15 protein-coding genes are annotated in these 18,328 nt (G+C 55.7%); 10 read left to right on the forward strand and 5 right to left on the reverse strand.

The genetic code is table 11. The annotated features are described in order from the left end of the window. The first annotated feature begins 54 nt into the window (after window positions 1-54). Together purL and AC8GFP_RS12685 are read left to right on the forward strand one after the other, a co-directional pair. Window positions 55-4,026 (forward strand): phosphoribosylformylglycinamidine synthase, encoded by a 3,972-nt coding sequence (gene purL / locus AC8GFP_RS12680; RefSeq protein ID WP_506613736.1) that lies wholly within the window; start codon window positions 55-57, stop codon window positions 4,024-4,026. A 31-nt stretch (window positions 4,027-4,057) separates the two neighbouring features. Further along, entirely contained in the window at window positions 4,058-4,441 is a 384-nt protein-coding gene (locus AC8GFP_RS12685; protein WP_506613738.1) for a hypothetical protein, read from the forward strand. 106 nt (window positions 4,442-4,547) lie between these two features. Here AC8GFP_RS12685 and AC8GFP_RS12690 read toward each other — a convergent pair whose 3' ends face one another. The 5 genes from AC8GFP_RS12690 to AC8GFP_RS12710 are packed head-to-tail and all read right to left on the reverse strand — an operon-like array spanning window position 4,548 to window position 8,128. Continuing rightward, window positions 4,548-5,336: a peptidylprolyl isomerase gene (locus tag AC8GFP_RS12690; protein ID WP_506613740.1), complete on the reverse strand. Its 789-nt coding sequence runs from the start codon at window positions 5,334-5,336 to the stop codon at window positions 4,548-4,550. Between the two features lie 60 nt (window positions 5,337-5,396). Further along, window positions 5,397-5,669 (reverse strand): BolA family protein, encoded by a 273-nt coding sequence (locus AC8GFP_RS12695; protein ID WP_506613742.1) that lies wholly within the window; start codon window positions 5,667-5,669, stop codon window positions 5,397-5,399. Then, window positions 5,666-6,220 (reverse strand): septation protein A, encoded by a 555-nt coding sequence (locus AC8GFP_RS12700; protein WP_506613744.1) that lies wholly within the window; start codon window positions 6,218-6,220, stop codon window positions 5,666-5,668. Before AC8GFP_RS12700 ends, AC8GFP_RS12695 begins: the two co-directional genes overlap by 4 nt. Before the next feature lie 4 nt (window positions 6,221-6,224). Further along, window positions 6,225-6,635 (reverse strand): peptide-methionine (R)-S-oxide reductase MsrB, encoded by a 411-nt coding sequence (gene msrB, locus AC8GFP_RS12705; RefSeq protein ID WP_506613746.1) that lies wholly within the window; start codon window positions 6,633-6,635, stop codon window positions 6,225-6,227. Next, window positions 6,632-8,128 carry a protein adenylyltransferase SelO gene (locus AC8GFP_RS12710; protein WP_506613748.1) on the reverse strand — a complete coding sequence of 499 codons (1,497 nt, stop codon included), beginning with the start codon at window positions 8,126-8,128 and terminating at the stop codon, window positions 6,632-6,634. Before AC8GFP_RS12710 ends, msrB begins: the two co-directional genes overlap by 4 nt. Before the next feature lie 62 nt (window positions 8,129-8,190). On the opposite strand from AC8GFP_RS12710, the gene AC8GFP_RS12715 reads away from it, so the two are divergent. The 8 genes from AC8GFP_RS12715 (at window position 8,191) to AC8GFP_RS12750 (ending at window position 18,328) form a co-directional block, all read left to right on the forward strand. Next, window positions 8,191-9,816: a 3-(methylthio)propionyl-CoA ligase gene (locus tag AC8GFP_RS12715; RefSeq protein WP_506613750.1), complete on the forward strand. Its 1,626-nt coding sequence runs from the start codon at window positions 8,191-8,193 to the stop codon at window positions 9,814-9,816. Between the two features lie 104 nt (window positions 9,817-9,920). Then, window positions 9,921-11,150, forward strand: coding sequence for a branched-chain amino acid ABC transporter substrate-binding protein (locus AC8GFP_RS12720; RefSeq protein ID WP_506613752.1), 1,230 nt, complete (start codon window positions 9,921-9,923; stop codon window positions 11,148-11,150). Window positions 11,151-11,214: 64 nt separating this feature from the next. Then, complete coding sequence (locus AC8GFP_RS12725) at window positions 11,215-12,243, forward strand: branched-chain amino acid ABC transporter permease (protein WP_506613754.1); 1,029 nt, start codon at window positions 11,215-11,217, stop codon at window positions 12,241-12,243. Then, window positions 12,240-13,520 (forward strand): branched-chain amino acid ABC transporter permease, encoded by a 1,281-nt coding sequence (locus AC8GFP_RS12730; RefSeq protein ID WP_506613756.1) that lies wholly within the window; start codon window positions 12,240-12,242, stop codon window positions 13,518-13,520. Before AC8GFP_RS12725 ends, AC8GFP_RS12730 begins: the two co-directional genes overlap by 4 nt. After that, on the forward strand, window positions 13,517-14,281 hold the full coding sequence (locus AC8GFP_RS12735; RefSeq protein ID WP_506613758.1) for an ABC transporter ATP-binding protein: 765 nt from the start codon (window positions 13,517-13,519) through the stop codon (window positions 14,279-14,281). The genes AC8GFP_RS12730 and AC8GFP_RS12735 overlap by 4 nt, the downstream gene beginning before the upstream one ends. 1 nt (window position 14,282) lies before the next feature. Next, entirely contained in the window at window positions 14,283-14,978 is a 696-nt protein-coding gene (locus tag AC8GFP_RS12740) for an ABC transporter ATP-binding protein (RefSeq protein ID WP_506613760.1), read from the forward strand. 62 nt (window positions 14,979-15,040) lie between these two features. After that, complete coding sequence (locus AC8GFP_RS12745) at window positions 15,041-17,143, forward strand: 3-hydroxyacyl-CoA dehydrogenase NAD-binding domain-containing protein (protein ID WP_506613762.1); 2,103 nt, start codon at window positions 15,041-15,043, stop codon at window positions 17,141-17,143. A 9-nt stretch (window positions 17,144-17,152) separates the two neighbouring features. Then, window positions 17,153-18,328, forward strand: a complete 1,176-nt coding sequence (locus AC8GFP_RS12750; RefSeq protein ID WP_506613764.1) for an acetyl-CoA C-acyltransferase — start codon at window positions 17,153-17,155, stop codon at window positions 18,326-18,328.

Here is an 18,328-nt window from a genome sequence, read left to right on the forward strand (position 1 = left end):
GGGCTTCTTTGCAGTACGCCAACGTGCGCAAGCTCTCAACGTCCAAGGCCGTCCGTGACACTTCATATCCGTTTTTTTGATGGCGGCTCCGCCTTCAGCGCATTCAAATCCCAAGGCCTGCTGGCCAAACTCCAAGCGGTTTGCCCCGAGATCCAAAGTTTCACTGCCCACCACATCTACTTGTTGGCAACCGAACAGCCGCTGGCAACGGCCGACCACCAGCGCATGGCGCAATTGCTCGATGTCCAAAGCAGCCCCTCTGAAGCGGCAGCCGCTGGCGTCTCTTGCGTGGTGTCGCCGCGCATGGGCACGGTGTCTCCTTGGGCCTCTAAGGCCACCGACATCGCCCGCAACTGCGGTTTCAAGTTGCGACGTTTGGAACGACTGACCGAATTCCACTTGCAAGGTCTCAAGCCCAGCCTTTCAGCGTCAGTGACATCGGCATTGCAAGCCTTGTTGCACGACCGCATGACCGAATCGGTTTGGCCCAACAGGCAGGACGCGCAATCTTTGTTGACCAGTTTGCCAGCCCAGCCCCTGGCCTTTGTGGATGTGAAGCAAGGTGGACGTGCAGCCCTGGTGAAGGCCAACACCGACTGGGGTTTAGCGCTGGCTGACGATGAGATCGACTACCTGCTGCAAGCTTTCAAACAACTCGATCGCAACCCGAGTGACGCCGAGCTGATGATGTTTGCGCAGGCCAACAGCGAGCACTGCCGCCACAAAATTTTCAATGCAGACTTCATCGTCGATGGCCAAGCGCAAAACCACAGCTTGTTTGGCATGATCCGCAACACCCACCAACTGAACCCGCAACACACTGTGGTGGCTTATGCCGACAACGCCGCCGTGATGAAAGGGCATCGGGTCGAAACCTTCAGCGCACCCCTCACGGGCTTCATGCCGCGCTACGACAAGGGCCAAGGTGTGCAACATGTCTTGATGAAGGTGGAAACCCACAACCACCCGACCGCCATTTCGCCTTACCCCGGGGCCGCCACGGGGGCGGGCGGGGAAATTCGCGACGAAGGCGCCACCGGGCGCGGCGCCAAACCCAAAGCAGGCCTCACCGGTTTCAGCGTGTCAAAGCTCTGGGGCAGCACGCTGGGTCAACCGGCCCACATGGCCTCAGCCTTGGACATCATGACCGAAGGCCCCTTGGGTGGCGCGGCTTTCAACAATGAATTTGGCCGCCCCAATTTGCTGGGTTACTTTCGCGAATACGAGCAAGTGGTGGATGGGGTGCAACGGGGCTACCACAAGCCCATCATGCTGGCCGGTGGCTTGGGCGTGATTCGCCAAGAACTGACCCACAAAATTGAATTCCCGCCCGGCACCTTGCTGATTCAACTGGGTGGTCCGGGCATGCGCATTGGCATGGGCGGCGGTGCTGCCAGTTCCTTGGCCAGTGGCACCAACAGCGTGGCGCTGGATTTTGATTCGGTGCAACGCGGCAACCCCGAAATTCAGCGTCGTGCCCAAGAGGTGATCAACCATTGCAATGCCTTGGGACCGATGACGCCCATCTTGGCCATCCACGATGTGGGCGCCGGTGGTTTGTCCAACGCTTTCCCTGAATTGGTGAATGATGCCGGTCGCGGCGCCCGTTTTGATTTGCGCCAAGTGCCACTGGAAGAAAGTGGTTTGTCGCCCAAAGAAATTTGGAGCAATGAAAGCCAGGAACGCTATGTGTTGGCGATCGACCCCAGCTCGTTGGATCAATTCAAATCTTTCTGTGAGCGCGAGCGTTGCCCTTTTGCGGTGGTCGGTGTGGCATCGGCGACGCGCAAACTGGTGGTCAGCCAAAAACCCTTGGACACACCGGTCAACATGCCCTTGGACGTGTTGCTGGGCAAGCCGCCCAAAATGCTGCGCGATGTTCAACGCGTTCAGCGCCAATCGCCGCCTTTGAACCTGAGCGATGTGCGTTTGCAAGACGCCGTGATTCAAGTGCTGAGCCACCCCACCGTGGCCAGCAAACGCTTCCTCATCACCATCGGGGACCGCACCGTGGGCGGTTTGAGCCACCGGGATCAAATGGTCGGGCCATGGCAAGTGCCGGTGGCTGATTGCGCGGTCACGCTGGCTGATTTCAAAGGTGTGGCCGGTGAAGCCATGAGCTTGGGTGAGCGCAGCCCGCTGGCGGCTTTGAACGCGCCCGCTTCCGGGCGCATGGCGGTGGCTGAAGCCATCACCAACATCTTGGCGGCACCCATCGAGTTGGGCAAGTTGAAGTTGTCGGCCAACTGGATGGCCGCATGTGGCGAACCCGGTGAAGACGCTGCTTTGTTTGACACGGTGCAAGCCGTGGGTATGCAGTTGTGCCCCGAACTGGGCATCTCGATTCCGGTGGGCAAAGACAGCTTGTCAATGAAAACCCGCTGGCAAGACCAGGGTCAAACCAAACAGGTCACGTCACCGGTGAGTTTGGTCATCACCGCCTTTGCATCACTGGCCGATGTGCGCGGCACGTTGACCCCGCAACTCAACGCCGAAGACGACACCAGCCTGATTTTGATTGACTTGGGCCAAGGCCAGCACCGCATGGGTGCCAGCATCTTGGCGCAAGTGTTGAACCAAGCCGGTGGCGATGTGCCGGATTTGGACGATGCCCAAGACCTCATCAAGTTGGTGCATGCGGTGAACGATTTACGTCAACAAGGCTTGCTGTTGGCCTACCACGATAGAAGCGACGGCGGTTTGTGGGCCATGGTTTGTGAAATGGCCTTTGCCGGTCATGTGGGCGTGACCTTGAACATCGATTTGCTGGTGAACGAGGGCGACGGCATCCAAGACAGCCGCGCCGACCACGGCGACAGCAAAAACTGGGCGCAACAAGTTTCAGTGCGCCGAGACGAACGCAGTTTGCAAGCCTTGTTCAATGAAGAGTTGGGCGTGGTGGTTCAAGTACGGGGCTCAGAACGCGACCGCGTGATGCAGGTGCTGCGGCAACACGGCTTGTCCAAGCACAGCCATGTGATTGGCAAAACCCGTCCCGCGCATTCTGAAGTGCAACGTGGTGTGGGTCAGGTGAGTGTTTGGCGCGATGCCAAAGAAATTTTCAGTGCGCCATTGCAGGATTTGCACCAAGTATGGGACAGCGTGAGTTGGAAAATCGCCCGCGAGCGCGACAACCCCGCCACGGCCGATGCCGAACATGCTGCAGCCGGTGACCCCCAAGACCCTGGTTTGCATCTGCATTTGTCCGCAGGTGCTTTGGACAATGTGGCCGCGCCTTATGTGGGTCAAAGCCGTCCACGCGTTGCCATTTTGCGCGAGCAGGGCGTCAATTCCCATGTGGAAATGGCTTATGCCTTCACCGAAGCAGGCTTCGAAGCCTATGACGTGCACATGACCGATTTGCAGCAAGGCCGCGCCAACCTGAAAGACTTCAAGGGCTTGGTGGCCTGTGGTGGCTTCAGTTATGGCGACACCTTGGGCGCAGGCATCGGCTGGGCGCGAAGCATCACCTTCAACCCGGTGTTGGCTGCGCAATTTCAAAGCTTCTTTGACCGCAGTGACACCTTTGGACTGGGCGTTTGCAATGGCTGTCAAATGTTTGCTGAGCTGGCCAGCTTGATTCCGGGTGCCGAGCACTGGCCCCGCTTCACCACCAACCAAAGCGAACGCTTTGAGGCGCGTTTGTCGATGGTGGAAGTGCTCGATTCACCGAGTTTGTTTTTCCAAGGTTTGGCCGGTTCCCGCCTCCCTATCGCCGTTGCACATGGCGAAGGCTTTGCCAATTTTGAAAAGCGGGGCGATCCCACTCAAGCGATTGCCGCCATGCGTTTTGTCAACAACCATGGACTGGCCACCGAGGCCTACCCGTTCAACCCGAACGGCAGCCCGCAAGGCTTGACGGCTGTCACCACGCCTGACGGCCGCTTCACCGCCATGATGCCGCACCCCGAGCGGGTGTTTCGCCAATTGCAGTTCAGCTGGGCACCTGGCCATGCTGATGCCAAGCCTGAAGATCTCAGCCCTTGGATACGCTTGTGGCGCAATGCCCGCCGTTGGGTAGACTGAGGCCTGTCATCAACCATTGAGAAGCAACCCCATGAGCATCACCCGAGACCGTGAACTGGCAGATTTGCTCTACAACAGTGTGAACCACTTGAGCCAGTTGCAAGATGATTTGAACGTCATGAACAGCCACCATCAAGGCCATCAAACAGCGTTGACACTGGGTGAGAACAAGCAGGGCTTGATGGACGTTCCCCATGAAACCAAAGATGAATCGCCCGAGATGAAGGCATTGGCCGATGCCCTGAAGAAAGTGGCCATCTTGCACCGACAGCAAGAGCAACTCATCAAGTTGCTGATTCAAAATCACACGGATGCGTCAAGCATCCTCAACGAATTTGAAAAAATCCGCACTGCCAAGTTGCTCAACAGCGAAGTTTTCACGCTGAGCCACTTGATCAACCCCAGTTCGCATTGAGCGGTTGGGCCTGATGATGAATCAGGCCCAACTTGAGGTGGCCAGCTTGGCTGCAGGATCTAGAAGCTGGCCTCAAACACCGCTAAGGGGTGCCTGATAACCGCAGTTATTCGATTTTGGCTTTATCCCGCAAAGCCTTTTGAAAATCAACCAGTTTGTTTTGCTGGAGCTGTTGCACGATTTCTGGCTTGACGTCTTCGAACTTGGGTTGGGGTGTGTCGCGCAGATCATCCAGACGGATGATGTGGAAACCAAATTGGCTCTTCACAGGTGTTTCAGTGAACTGTCCTTTTTTCAACGCCACCATCGCATCCGAAAATTCCTTCACGAAAGTTTGGGGTGTCGCCCATTCCAAATCGCCACCATTGGCACCTGAGCCTGGATCCTTGGACTGCTTTTTGGCAATCTCTTCAAACTTGCCGCCTTTTTTCAAGCTCGCAATGATGGCCTTGGCTTGGTCTTCTTTTTCAACCAGGATGTGTCGGGCGCGGTATTCTTTGCCGTCGCCTGCGTTGGCCATGTAGCGGTCGTATTCGGCTTTGGCTTCAGCATCGCTGATCACCGTGTTCTTCTGAAAGTCAGTGAACAACTCGCGAATCAAAAGACTTTGTTTGGCCATTTCCATTTGAAATCTAAAGTCTTCATTGGCTTCCATGCCTCGTCTTTGGGCCTCTTGCATGAAGATTTCACGCGCAATCACTTCTTCGCGCAATTGTTGTTCCATTTCCGGTCCAACGGGCTTGCCAGAGCGCTCGAGTTGTGCAGCCAGTGCGGTCATTCTTGCCTTTGGAACAGCTTTTCCATTGACAATGGCGAGGTTTTGGGCGTTGACATGCAGGCTCGCAAAGGCCAAAACCAGCAAGGCAGCAGCCGATGTCACAGATGTTTTATTCATGAATCACTTTCGAATTGATCGGGGCGGCCAAGGGCCGGACTTTGAAACTAACCAAACATATCAATCAGTTGTATCCACAATTTCAATGGCCAAAGCGTGCATGCCTTGGTCGGTGAATTGTTGCAGGGCATCATACACAAGCCGATGCTTGGCCACGCGGCTCAAGCCCTGAAAAACCCCAGCCCCGATGCGCACCCGAAAATGCGTGCCTTGACCCGACCCATCCGAACCCGCATGACCGGCATGGTCTGCGCTTTCATCAAGCACCTGCAAGGCAAAGGGCTGTAATTGGGTGGAAAGACGATCATGCAATTGGTCGGCAGTGATGTTCATGGTTTGGCTTCTTCTTCTTTGGTGTCGGGCTGAACGTGTCGGCTAAGGAACAAGGCTTGCAAGATGACAAACACCACCATCAAACCCAGGCCGCCGAACATTTTGAAATTCACCCAGGTGTCGGTGTCGAAGTTGTAGGCCACCCAAAGGTTGAGCAGGCCCATGAAGCTGAAAAACCCGACCCAACTCAAGAGCAATTGCCGCCAAACAGCCTCGGGCAAAACCATTTGTGAACCCATGAGGCTTTTTAAAAAATTGCGTTTGAAGATGAACTGCCCGATCAACAAAACGCCGCCCATGAGCGCATACAAGATGGTGGGTTTCCATTTGATGAAGGTTTCATTTTGAGTCAGCAGGGTGGCCCCGCCAAACACAACGATGACACCCAAGCTGATCCAATGCATGGCTTCAACGCGACCGTTTTTCTTGAACAACCAGGCAATTTGAATCAAGGTGGCAAGGATCGCGACAGCAGTCGCATAAAAAATACCCGCCAATTTGAAAGTGACGAAAAACAAAATGATGGGGAAAAAATCAATCAGCAGTTTCATCGCGTCAATCCTTGGCAGGTTCAAACGCCAAAGCGGCTGAATTCATGCAGTAGCGCAAACCCGTGGGTGCAGGACCATCTGGAAAGACGTGTCCTAAGTGGGCCTTGCAATGGGCACAAACCGTTTCAGTGCGCAGCATGCCGTGCGCTCTGTCGACACGTTCCTCGATGGCCTGCGGCTGTGCGGCTTTGGAAAAGCTGGGCCACCCGCAACCAGCGTCAAACTTGGTGTCGGCATCGAATAATTTGGCGTCGCAGCAAATGCAGTGGTAGCTGCCCGCAGCCCAGTGGGCTTCGTAGCGGCCAGTGAAAGGTCGCTCGGTGGCCGCCATGCGGGTCACTTCAAACGCCACTGGTTCGGCGTTTTTGGCGGCCAAATGGGCACGCCAATCGGCGTTGTTGTCAGGCAAGGTCATGAGGAACAGCTGATGGAAATGGAGGAGGCCCAGTCGGGCGGAAAGGCGGCAAAGTCGTCAAACCCCGGGTGTTCCTCGAAGGGCGAGGACAGCAGGGTGAAGAGTGTTTGCACACCGGCAAAGTCGCCTATTTTCGCTTGATTGATGGAGGCCTCGCCCAAATGGTTGCGCAGCACGAATTTGGGATTGGTGTTGAGCATCTGTTGGCCCGTCTGAGCCGCATTTTGCGGTTCAAGACGCTGCAAATAATCGGGCAACCAAGCATCCCAAGCGCCGTGTTGAATGAACAAATCACGCACCGGTGTGAATGCAACTGCCGTGCTCATTGAGGCGAGATCCGCCACAGCATGGCTCAAGCGCCGCCAAAAAATCGTGAAATCCGTTTTTTCGGTGGCCAACAATGTCAGCAAGCTGTGAATCAAATCATGGTCTGTGCTTTGGCGCTGTTGCAAGCCCAACTTGGCTGCAAATTGTTGGTCCAAGCTTTTGGGGTAGTCGGTTTTGAAGCCTTCCAAAGCAGAAACCGCCAGGTCTTGGTCGTTGATCAGGGGCATCAGCGCCTGTCCCAGGCAGTACAAATTCCAAAAAGCAATTTGCGGTTGACGCGCATAAGCGTAACGGCCTTGGTGGTCAGAGTGGTTGCAAATGTGACTGGGGTCAAAGCCATCCAAGAATTGAAACGGACCATAGTCGATGGTCAGGCCCAACAAGCTCATGTTGTCGGTGTTCATCACGCCGTGGCAAAAACCGACCGATTGCCATTGCGCCAACAAGGCAGCGGTGCGTTCAGACACCCGCGCCAACAAGGCGGTGTAACGCGCTGGGCCTGCGTCAAAGGACTGCAAATCGGGCCATTGGTGCGCGATGAAAAAATCCACCAAGCTTTGAAGCTGCTGAAGCTGTCCTTTGGCCGCGAAGTGTTCCAAGTGACCAAAGCGCAAAAAACTGGGCGCCACGCGGGTGACCACGGCGGCGGTTTCAAGCTCTTCGCGAATCACTTTGGCAGGTGAACCCACCAAGGCCAAGGCCCGGGTGGTGGGGATGCCAAGCGCATGCATGGCTTCGCTGCACAAGTACTCTCGGATGCTGGAGCGCAAAACGGCGCGGCCATCGCCCATGCGGGAGTAGGGGGTTTTGCCGGCGCCTTTGAGTTGCAACTCTTGAGGCCCCATGGGCGTGTCTATTTCACCAAGCCACAAGGCGCGGCCATCGCCCAATTGGCCCGCCCAGACGCCAAATTGGTGGCCGCTGTAGACACTGGCCAAGGTCGTGCTTCCATCCAAGGTGGCACTGCCTCCCAGCGCGGCCAACACCTGTGGGTCGTTCCAGAATGAAGCGGGCAAACCCATGTCCGAAGCCAATGCGGTGTTTTGAGCCACCCAATGCAAATCGGGCAAAGGGGTTGGCGCCACAGGGCTTAAAAAATCAAGGCCAAGCGCCGCATAACGGTTGCGCCAGGGCAAGGTGAAAGGCTGGTTGTCTAAGGCTGGCATGAGGGGATTGTGCACAATACGTGGAAACAACACGCACCCGAGTGCCATTAAGGAGACTTCCCATGTTGGGATTGATGCAGAGCCAAAACTTGTCGATTGCTTCGCTGATCGAGTTTGCTGAAAAGCACCACGCAGACACAGAAATCATTTCACGTCGCATCGAGGGCGACATCCACCGCAGCAACTGGGCCACGATCGCCAAGCGCTCCCGCCAAGTGGCCAATGCCATCGATGCTTGGAAGGTGGCGCAAGGTGCGCGGATTGCCACGCTGGCTTGGAACGGCTATCGGCATTTGGAAATTTATTTTGGTGTCAGCGGCAGTGGCCGTGTCTTGCACACCTTGAATCCGCGTTTGCACCCCGAGCAAATTGCTTGGATCGTCAACCACGCCGAAGACCATGTGCTGTGTTTTGACATGACGTTTTTGCCGATCGTTCAAAACATCCATGCGCTATGTCCCACTGTGAAGCATTGGGTGGCTTTGTGCGACGCCGACAAACTGCCTGCCGACACGGGCGTCCCCAACCTGGTGAGCTATGAATCTTGGATTCATTCGCAAGCCAACACCTATCACTGGCCCGACCTGGACGAGAACACCGCTTCATGCATGTGCTACACGAGTGGCACCACCGGCAACCCCAAAGCCGCGCTCTACAGCCACCGATCGACCTTGCTGCACGCCTATGCCTGCGCTTTGCCTGATGTGATGTGTTTGTCTGCGCGCGACAGTGTCTTGCCGGTGGTGCCCATGTTTCATGTGAACGCCTGGGGCATCCCCTACAGCGCGGCCATGGTGGGATGCAAACTGGTTTTTCCAGGGGCGGCGTTGGATGGCAAGTCGGTTTACGAATTGCTTGAGACCGAGCAAGTGACCTTGGCCGCTGGCGTGCCCACGGTTTGGCAAATGCTGTTGGGCCATTTGAAGGCCGGCAACTTGCGATTCAGCCATTTGAAGCGCACCGTGATTGGCGGCTCAGCCTGCCCACCGGCCATGATCCAAGCCTTCAACGACGACTACAACGTGGAAGTGCTGCACGCCTGGGGCATGACCGAGCTCAGCCCCTTGGGCACCTTGTGCACCCTGAAAAACAAGCACCTGGCGTTGCCCAAAGACGAGCAAATGAAAATCCGCTTGAAGCAAGGCCGCGCTATTTTTGGTGTGGATTTCAAAATCGTCGATGACCAAGGCGTGGAGCAACCGCACGATGGCAAGGCTTATGGCGATTTGTTGGTCAAAGGCCCGTGGGTGGTGCGCGAGTACTACAAACAAGAGGGTGGCTCACCGCTGGTGGATGGTTGGTTCCCCACCGGGGACGTGGCCACCGTGGACCCCGAAGGCTTCATGCAAATCACCGACCGCAGCAAAGACGTCATCAAATCTGGCGGTGAGTGGATCAGCTCGATTGACGTGGAAAACATCGCCATGGCCCACCCTGAGGTGGCGATGGCTGCTTGCATTGGGATGGCGCACCCCAAGTGGGATGAGCGACCCATTGTGGTGGTGGTCAAGCGACCTGGTACCACGTTAGAGCGCGACGCTTTGCTCCAGTTTTATGAGGGCAAGATCGCCAAATGGCAAATCCCCGATGACGTGGTGTTTGTCGAGGCCATTCCCTTGGGCGCCACCGGCAAGATGCTCAAAACCCGTTTGCGAGAGCAACTTGCCGATTACAAACTGCCGATCTGAGCAGGCTGGCTCTTTTCACAAGATCGGCCTTGCTAGGGGATTCCCTAGCCGGTCGGTCCATCAATTGAAGTTAGGCTCTGAAGTCTTTGAATGAGGAGAAAAGCATGCGCTTTGGCAAATTCGGTTGGTTGTTGGCATGGGGTCTGTTGAGCTCGGTCAATGCTTGGGCTCAAAAAGGCGAAACCGTCAAAATTGCATGGATCGATCCACTCTCCGGCCTGATGGCGCCTGTCGGCTCCAATCAGCTCAAAACACTTCAGTACCTGGCCGAGGAATACAACAAAAACAATGTGGCTGGTGTGAAATTTGAAATTTTGGGCCTGGACAACAAGCTCAGCCCAGCCGAAAGTCTGAACCTGCTCAAGTCTGCGATCGACCAAGGCGTGCGCTACATCACGCAAGGCAATGGCTCTTCGGTGGCCGGTGCCTTGCTTGACGCGGTGAACAAGCACAACGAGCGCAATCCGGGCAAAGAAATTATTTTCTTGAACCACTCGGCGGTGGACCCTGATTTCACCAACAGCAAATGCAGTTACTGGCATTTCCGCTTTGATGCAGATACCTCCATGAAAATGGAAGCCATGACCACCTTCATCAAAGAGCAACCCTCGGTCAAGAAAATTTATTTGCTCAACCAAAATTATTCGCACGGTCAGCAAGTCGTCAAGTACGCCAAGGAAAACTTGGCACGCAAGCGCCCGGACATCCAAATCGTGGGCGAAGACCTGCATCCTTTGGCCCAAGTGCGCGACTTCGCACCCTACATTGCCAAAATCAAAGCCTCTGGTGCCGACTCGGTCATCACCGGCAACTGGGGCTCCGACCTGGCTTTGTTGGTCAAAGCGGCCAACGAAGGTGGCTACAACGGCAAGTTCTTCACCTATTACACCGGTGTCACAGGCACGCCCACTGCGCTGGGTCAAAACGCCGCAGGACGGGTCTATCAAGTGGCTTATGCACACTACAACATGGGCGGTGTCATGGGCAAGCACATGGCAGGCTTCAAAGCCAAACACAACGACGATCTCTACACCGGCTCGATGGTCAGCATCTTTGATGTGCTGACGCAAGCCATGGCCCAAACCAAATCCACCGATCCGGTCAAGGTGGCCGCCGCCATGCATGGCATGAAATTCAAAGGTTTCAATGGCGACATGGAGATGCGCAAACTCGACCACCAGTTGCAACAAACACTGTTTGTCACCGTCTGGCAGAAAGCAGATAAAAAATTCCCCTACAGCGCTGAAAACACGGGCATGACTTTGGCACTTGTCAAAACTTTCGAGCCTTATGTGTCCAGCACACCCACCAGTTGCCAAATGAAAATGCCCTGAACCGTGAAGATGCTGTTGGTGGGAATGGATGCAGCCTTGCACAGAATTCAAGTAACAGGCTGACATGGAGTTTTTTCTGATCTCCATGCTCAATGGCCTGAGCTATGGCCTGCTGCTGTTCATGCTCAGCTCGGGCCTGACGCTGATCTTCAGCATGATGGGCGTGTTGAACTTTGCACACGCCAGTTTCTACATGCTGGGTGCTTATTTGGCCTACACCTTGGCAGGCGTCATCGGCTTTTGGCCTGCCTTGCTATTGGCCCCCATCCTCACTGGCGCAGCCGGTGCTTTGTTTGAAAGCCAGGTGCTGCGCAAGGTACACAAATACGGCCATGTGTCGGAACTGCTGGTCACCTTTGGTTTGTCCTACATTGTGTTGGAGTTGGTTCAGTTGATTTGGGGCCGGGTGGCTGTTGAATTCAATCCACCAAGTGAATTGCAGGGCCCGGTCTTCACCTTGATCAACCATGCCGAGCAAGGTTTGTCATTGGTCGCTGGTGCCGCCGGTGCGGCTTGCCAGTCGGCAGAGGCGGTGCGCGTGATTTGCACCCCATTCCCAGCCACCCGAGCCTTCATCATGGTCACCGCGATTGCCATGGTGGTGAGTCTTTGGTGGGTGCTCACCCGCACAAGGGCGGGGTTGGTGATTCAAGCCGCACTCACCCATCCCGAAACTGTCGAAACGCTGGGCCACAACGTGCCGCGTATTTTCATGATGGTGTTTGCCATGGGGACCGGTCTGGCTGCTTTGGCAGGCGTGATTGGTGGCTTTACCTTCATCACCGAACCCGCCATGGCGGCCACAGTCGGCTCGGTGGTTTTTGTGGTGGTGGTGGTCGGTGGCATGGGCTCCCTCAGCGGCGCTTTTTTGGCTTCCTTGCTGATTGGCATCATTCAGACTTTTGCCGTGGCCATTGATTATTCCGTTTTGCAATTGCTAAGCGACTTGGGCGTCGCCAGCAGTGCAAGCCTGCAAAACAATTCTTTCGCCAAGTTGACGGTGTCCCAAGCCGCGCCCATCTTGCCGTATTTGTTTTTGGTCTTGATTTTGATTTTTCGCCCGCGGGGCTTGCTGGGAAAGCGTGAAACATGATGCGACATCAGCACCTCTCCAGCACCGCAAACTACACCATCTGGCTGGGCTTTGCCTTGGTGTTGTTGGTCGCTCCTTGGGTGTTCATCAGCAACCTGTCGATGACCATGCTGTCTCAAATGGGCATCGCCATCATTGCTTGCCTGTCTTACAACATCTTGTTGGGTCAAGGGGGCATGCTGAGTTTTGGCCATGCTGTTTACACCGGCTTGGGCAGTTACCTCACGATCCATGCGCTGAATGCGGTTAGCAACGGCAACCTCTACATTCCTGTCGTCTTGTTGCCCTTGGTGGGGGGCGTGGCCGGTTTGGGCTTTGCGGTGTTGCTCGGCTATGTCACCACGCGCAAGTCCGGCACCGCTTTTTCCATGATCACCTTGGGCATGGCCGAGTTGGTGTTTGCCATGTCGCTCATGTTCTCGGAGTTTTTTGGTGGCGAGGCCGGTGTGTCTGGCAACCGTGTCGTGGGCCAAGCTTTTTGGGGCATCACATTTGGTCCGCAAAGACAGGTCTATTACCTGATCGCCATCTACACATTTGTCTCGGTTGGGTTGCTTTATGCCTTCACTCAAACACCGTTGGGACGGATCTTGAATGCGGTGCGCGACAACCCAGAGCGGGTCGAGTTCATTGGCTACAACACACAGCAAGTGCGCTACCGTGCTTTCATCATCGCCGGTTTTTTTGCTGGCATTGCCGGTGGCTTGGGCGCCTTGAATTTTGAAATTGTCACTGCCGAAGTGGTGGGGCCCGCTCGCTCGGGTGCTTATTTGTTGTTCACATTCTTGGGCGGTGCGACTTTCTTTTTTGGCCCCATCATTGGCGGCATTTTGATGGTCTTGGCCTTTGTGTTGCTTTCAGAGATCACCAAAGCTTGGCTGTTGTATTTGGGCTTGGTGTTCTTGTTCATGGTGATTTATGCGCCCGGCGGTTTGGCCGGTTTGATCATGGCCAATGTGCGGGTGATGCAGGTTGGTGCGCTGCGACGCTTGGTGCCCATCTATGTGGGCATGGCTTTCACTTGTTTGCTGATGCTGGCAGGTGCCGGTGCCTTGGTTGAAATGATTTACCACCAGCAACTCAATGCCTCTTTGGGACCTGATCTGCCATTTGCTGGTTTGATACTCAATGCCCAAGCACCAAGTACTTGGCTGGCGTCATTGGCCATCGCCTTGGTGGGATTGGCTGGCTTTGAATGGTTGCGTCAACGCTTCATGCCGATCTGGGCGGATATTCAATCCGAAATCAACGCGCAAGCAAAGCAGGAGAAGTCATGACCGATTCTGTTTCATTGCGTTTGCAAGCAGTCGCGAAAAAATTTGGCAACACAGAGATCATTCGCGGTGTGGACTTGGAAGTTTTCAGCGGCGAACGCGTGGCCATCATTGGCCCGAATGGGGCAGGCAAGTCCACCTTGTTCAACTTGATCAGCGGACGTTTTGCCCCGACCAGTGGGCAGATTTATTTGAACCAGCAACGCATTGACGGTTGCAAACCCTTCGAGATCAACCGGCTGGGCTTGTCGCGCAGTTTCCAAATCACCAACATCTTCCCCAAGCTCAGCGTGTTTGAAAACTTGCGCTGCGCGGTCTTGTGGGGCCTGGGTCACCGCTACAGTTTTTGGTCTTTCTTGGGCAACCTGAAAGACGCCAATGCCTTGGCTCATGAATGGATGGAACGCATTCATTTGCAGGCCAAAAGCGAGGTCTTGGCCATGAACCTGACCTATGCAGAGCAGCGTGCTTTGGAAATTGGCATCACCATGGCTGGTGGCGCGAACGTGGTGTTGCTGGATGAACCGACGGCCGGTATGAGCAACAGCGAAACCGAGCGCTTCATCGAACTCATCAAAGACGTCACCCAGGGCAAAACCCTGCTCACGGTGGAGCACGACATGGGCGTGGTGTTTGGTTTGGCCGACAAAATCGCCGTGCTGGTGTATGGCGAAATCATTGCCTACGACACCCCCGACAAGATCCGCGCCAATGCGCGGGTGCAAGAGGCCTATTTGGGCAGCATGGAAGAACAAGGCCACTGACATGCTGCACATCCAAGACCTTCATGCGTATTACGGCAAAAGCCATGTGTTGCAAGGCGTGAATTTCAGCGTCGGGCAGGGTGAAATCGTGGCGCTGTTGGGTCGCAATGGCTCGGGCCGATCCACCACCGCCAAAGCCATCATGGGATTGGTGCAATGCCACGGCGATTTGCAGTTCAAAGGCCAGAGCTTGCTCAATCGCAAGCCCTTTGACATCGCCCACATGGGTTTGGGCTACGTGCCTGAAAACCGTGACATCTTTCCCAAACTCACAGTGCAGCAAAACCTGTTGCTCGGCCTCAAAGGGGACAAACCCACCGGGCGCTGGAACTTTGAGGACATGTACAACTTGTTTCCTCGGCTGCGCGAACGCCAGCACACCGAAGCAGGGGTCTTGTCAGGTGGAGAACAACAAATGCTCACCCTGTGTCGCACCCTCATGGGCGACCCCGATCTGGTCATCATCGATGAACCCACCGAAGGTTTGGCACCCAAGATCGTCGCCTTGGTGGGTGACTTTCTGCGCGAGTTGCGCAACCGAGGCGTATCCGTGGTGCTGATTGAACAAAAACTCACCATCGCCATGAACATCTCCGACCGCGCCTTGGTCATGGGGCACGGCAGCATCGTGTTCGATGGCACCCCAGCCGAGCTGCGTGAAAACGCGTCGATTCGGCAAGAATGGCTTGAGGTATAAAATAGAACGGTCGTTCTTTTTTATACTTCTCCACGCAACAACGCTTCTGACAAGGAACCCCTATGAGTGCTGATTACGCAGTTCACGGCGACGTCGCCGTGATCACCTTGAACAATCCGCCGGTCAATGGCTTGGGTTTGGCCACGCGCCAAGCCTTCATGCAGGGACTGGACCAAGCGGTGGCCAATGACGCGGTCAAAGCCATCGTGGTCACCGGCGCAGGCAAAGCCTTTTCGGGCGGCGCTGACATCAAAGAATTCGGTTCGCCCAAAGCCCTGCAAGAGCCGAATTTGCTCAACCTGATCACGGCGCTGGAAAACTGTCCCAAGCCCACCGTGGCGGCGGTCCACACGGTGGTCATGGGCGGCGGTCTCGAGTTGGCGCTGGGTTGCCATTACCGCGTGGCCGCCCCTGGTTGCTCGGTGGCCTTGCCCGAGGTCAAGCTGGGCTTGGTGCCTGGTGCGGGCGGCACCCAACGCCTGCCCCGCGTCATTGGCGTTGAAGCCGCCCTCAACATGATCGTCAGCGGCGAAGCGATTCAAAGCGAGATGCTGGCCATGTTGCCGGGCCAAAAATTGTTCGACGAGATGGCGTCCTCCGCTGGCAAGTTGCTGGATGAAGCCATGGCCTTTGCCAAAGGCGTGGTGGGCACCAGTCCGTTGCCGCGTGTGCGCGACCTGCCTTGCAAACACCCGAATGCAGACGCCTTCTTCAAATTCAGCACCAACATGGTCAACGGCATGACCAAGGGCAAATACCCTGCGCCTTTGAAATGCATTGAAGCGGTGCAAAACGCCACCAAAATGAAATTCGACGATGGCATGACAGCCGAGCGCGAAATCTTCATCAACCTGATGTGGACCCCAGAGTCCCGCGCTTTGCGCCATTTGTTCATGGCCCAACGTGCGGCCTCCAAAATCGACGATGTACCGGCCGACACGCCCAAACGCGAGATCAAGAGCGTGGCCGTGATTGGTGCGGGCACCATGGGTGGCGGCATCAGCATGAACTTCTTGAATGCCGGTATCTCGGTGAAAATTTTGGAGATGAAGCAAGAAGCTTTGGACAAAGGCATTGCCATCATCGAGAAGAACTACCAAGCCCAGGTGAAAAAAGGCAAGTTGAAGGAAGACAAATTCCAGCAACGCATGGCCTTGTTGTCCAGCACCTTGAACTACGCAGACTTGGCCGATGCCGATTTGGTGATTGAAGCCGTGTTCGAGGAAATTGGGGTCAAGGAACAGGTCTTCAACAAACTCGACGAGGTGATGAAGCCCGGTGCCATCTTGGCGTCCAACACCTCCACCCTGGATGTGAACGCCATCGCCCATTTCACCAAGCGCCCCCAAGACGTTGTGGGCCTGCACTTCTTCAGCCCTGCCAACGTGATGAAACTGCTGGAGGTTGTGCGCGGTGCTGATACCAGCAAAGACATCATGGCCACCGTCATGGACGTGGCCAAGAAAATCAAGAAAACCGCTGTGGTCTCAGGCGTGTGCGATGGCTTCATTGGCAACCGCATGATCGAGCAATACAGCCGTCAAGCAGGCTTCCTGATCGAGGAAGGTTGCACGCCTCAACAAGTTGACAAAGCGGTGGAGAAATTTGGTTTCGCCATGGGCCCGTTTCGCATGGGCGACTTGGCGGGCAACGACATTGGCTGGGCCATCCGCAAGCGCCGCTATGTGGAAAAGCCCCACATGAAGTACAGCAAAACTGCCGACTTGTTGTGCGAACAAGGGCGCTTTGGCCAAAAAGTGGGCAAGGGCTGGTACGACTATGTGGCGGGCAAGCGCGACGCCATCCCCAACAAAGACGTGGAAGACATGATCGCCAAGCACCGCACTTCGCTTGGTATCACCGCCCGCAAGATCAGCGACGACGAAATCGTGCAACGCTTGGTGTTCGCCTTGGTGAATGAAGCCGCCTACATTTTGGAAGAGGGCATTGCAGCCCGGGCCAGCGACATCGACATGGTCTACATCACCGGCTATGGCTTCCCCATCTACCGTGGCGGCCCCATGCTGTATGCCGATCAATTCGGTTTGTTCAACGTCATCCAAGCCATGAAACGCTTTGCGCAAAACCCGCATGATGACGCTCAATTCTGGCAACCCGCGCCTTTGTTGGCCCGTTTGGTCGCTGACGGCAAAACTTTCAATTAAGGAACCACCATGACCAACGCTGTCATTGTTTCAACCGCCCGCACCCCCTTGGCCAAAAGTTGGCGCGGTGCTTTCAACATGACCCACGGTGCCACCTTGGGTGGCCACGCGGTCAAACACGCCATTGCCCGCGCAGGCATCGAAGCCAACGAAGTCGAAGACGTGATCATGGGTTGCGCCAACCCCGAGGGGGCCACCGGTGCCAACATCGCGCGTCAAATCGCCCTGATGGCCGAATGCCCCGTCACCGTCAGTGGCCTGACCATCAACCGTTTTTGTTCTTCCGGTTTGCAAACCATCGCGCTGGCTTCACAACGCATCATCGCGGGTGAAGGCGAGGTGTATGTGGCCGGTGGTGTGGAAAGCATTTCCTGTGTGCAACAAGAAATGAACCAGCACATGCTGATGGACCCAGCCCTCAACAAGAAAAAACCAGAGATTTACTGGAACATGTTGCAAACCGCCGAGCAAGTGGCCAAGCGCTACAACATCGGCCGTGATGCCATGGACGAGTACGGTGCCGCCAGCCAGCAAAAAGCGTGTGCTGCGCAAGCGGCGGGCAAGTTCAGCGATGAAATCGCACCCATCACGGTGCAAGCGGGTGTGGTCGACAAGGTCATGGGCATGATGACCAAACAAGTCACCGTCAGTGTGGATGAAGGTCTGCGCGATGGCACCACCAAAGAAGGCATTGCAGGCATCAAACCCGCCATGCCCGGTGGCGTGGTGTCGGCTGGCAACGCGTCCCAGTTTTCCGATGGTGCCGGTGCTTGCGTCATCATGAGCGAAGACTTGGCCTCCAAGCGCAATTTGAAACCGCTGGGCCGTTTCTTGGGCTTTGCGGTGGCCGGTTGTGAACCGGATGAAATGGGCATCGGACCGGTGTATGCCATTCCCAAAGTGTTGAAACGTTTGGGTCTGACGGTGCAAGACATCGACCTGTGGGAATTGAATGAAGCCTTTGCAGTTCAGGTGCTGTTCTGTCGCGACAAGCTGGGTATTCCCGCTGAACTGCTGAACGTGAATGGCGGCGCCATCGCTGTGGGCCACCCCTATGGTGTCAGCGGTCAACGCCTGACCGGCCATGCCCTGATTGAAGGCAAACGCCGTGGTGCCAAACGTGTTTGCGTCACCATGTGCATTGGCGGCGGCATGGGCGCGGCTGGTGTGTTTGAGGTGTTGTAA

The sequence above is a fragment of the Limnohabitans simekii (SeqCode) genome, assembly GCF_965234735.1.
In the GTDB taxonomy this organism is placed as follows: domain Bacteria; phylum Pseudomonadota; class Gammaproteobacteria; order Burkholderiales; family Burkholderiaceae_C; genus Limnohabitans; species Limnohabitans simekii.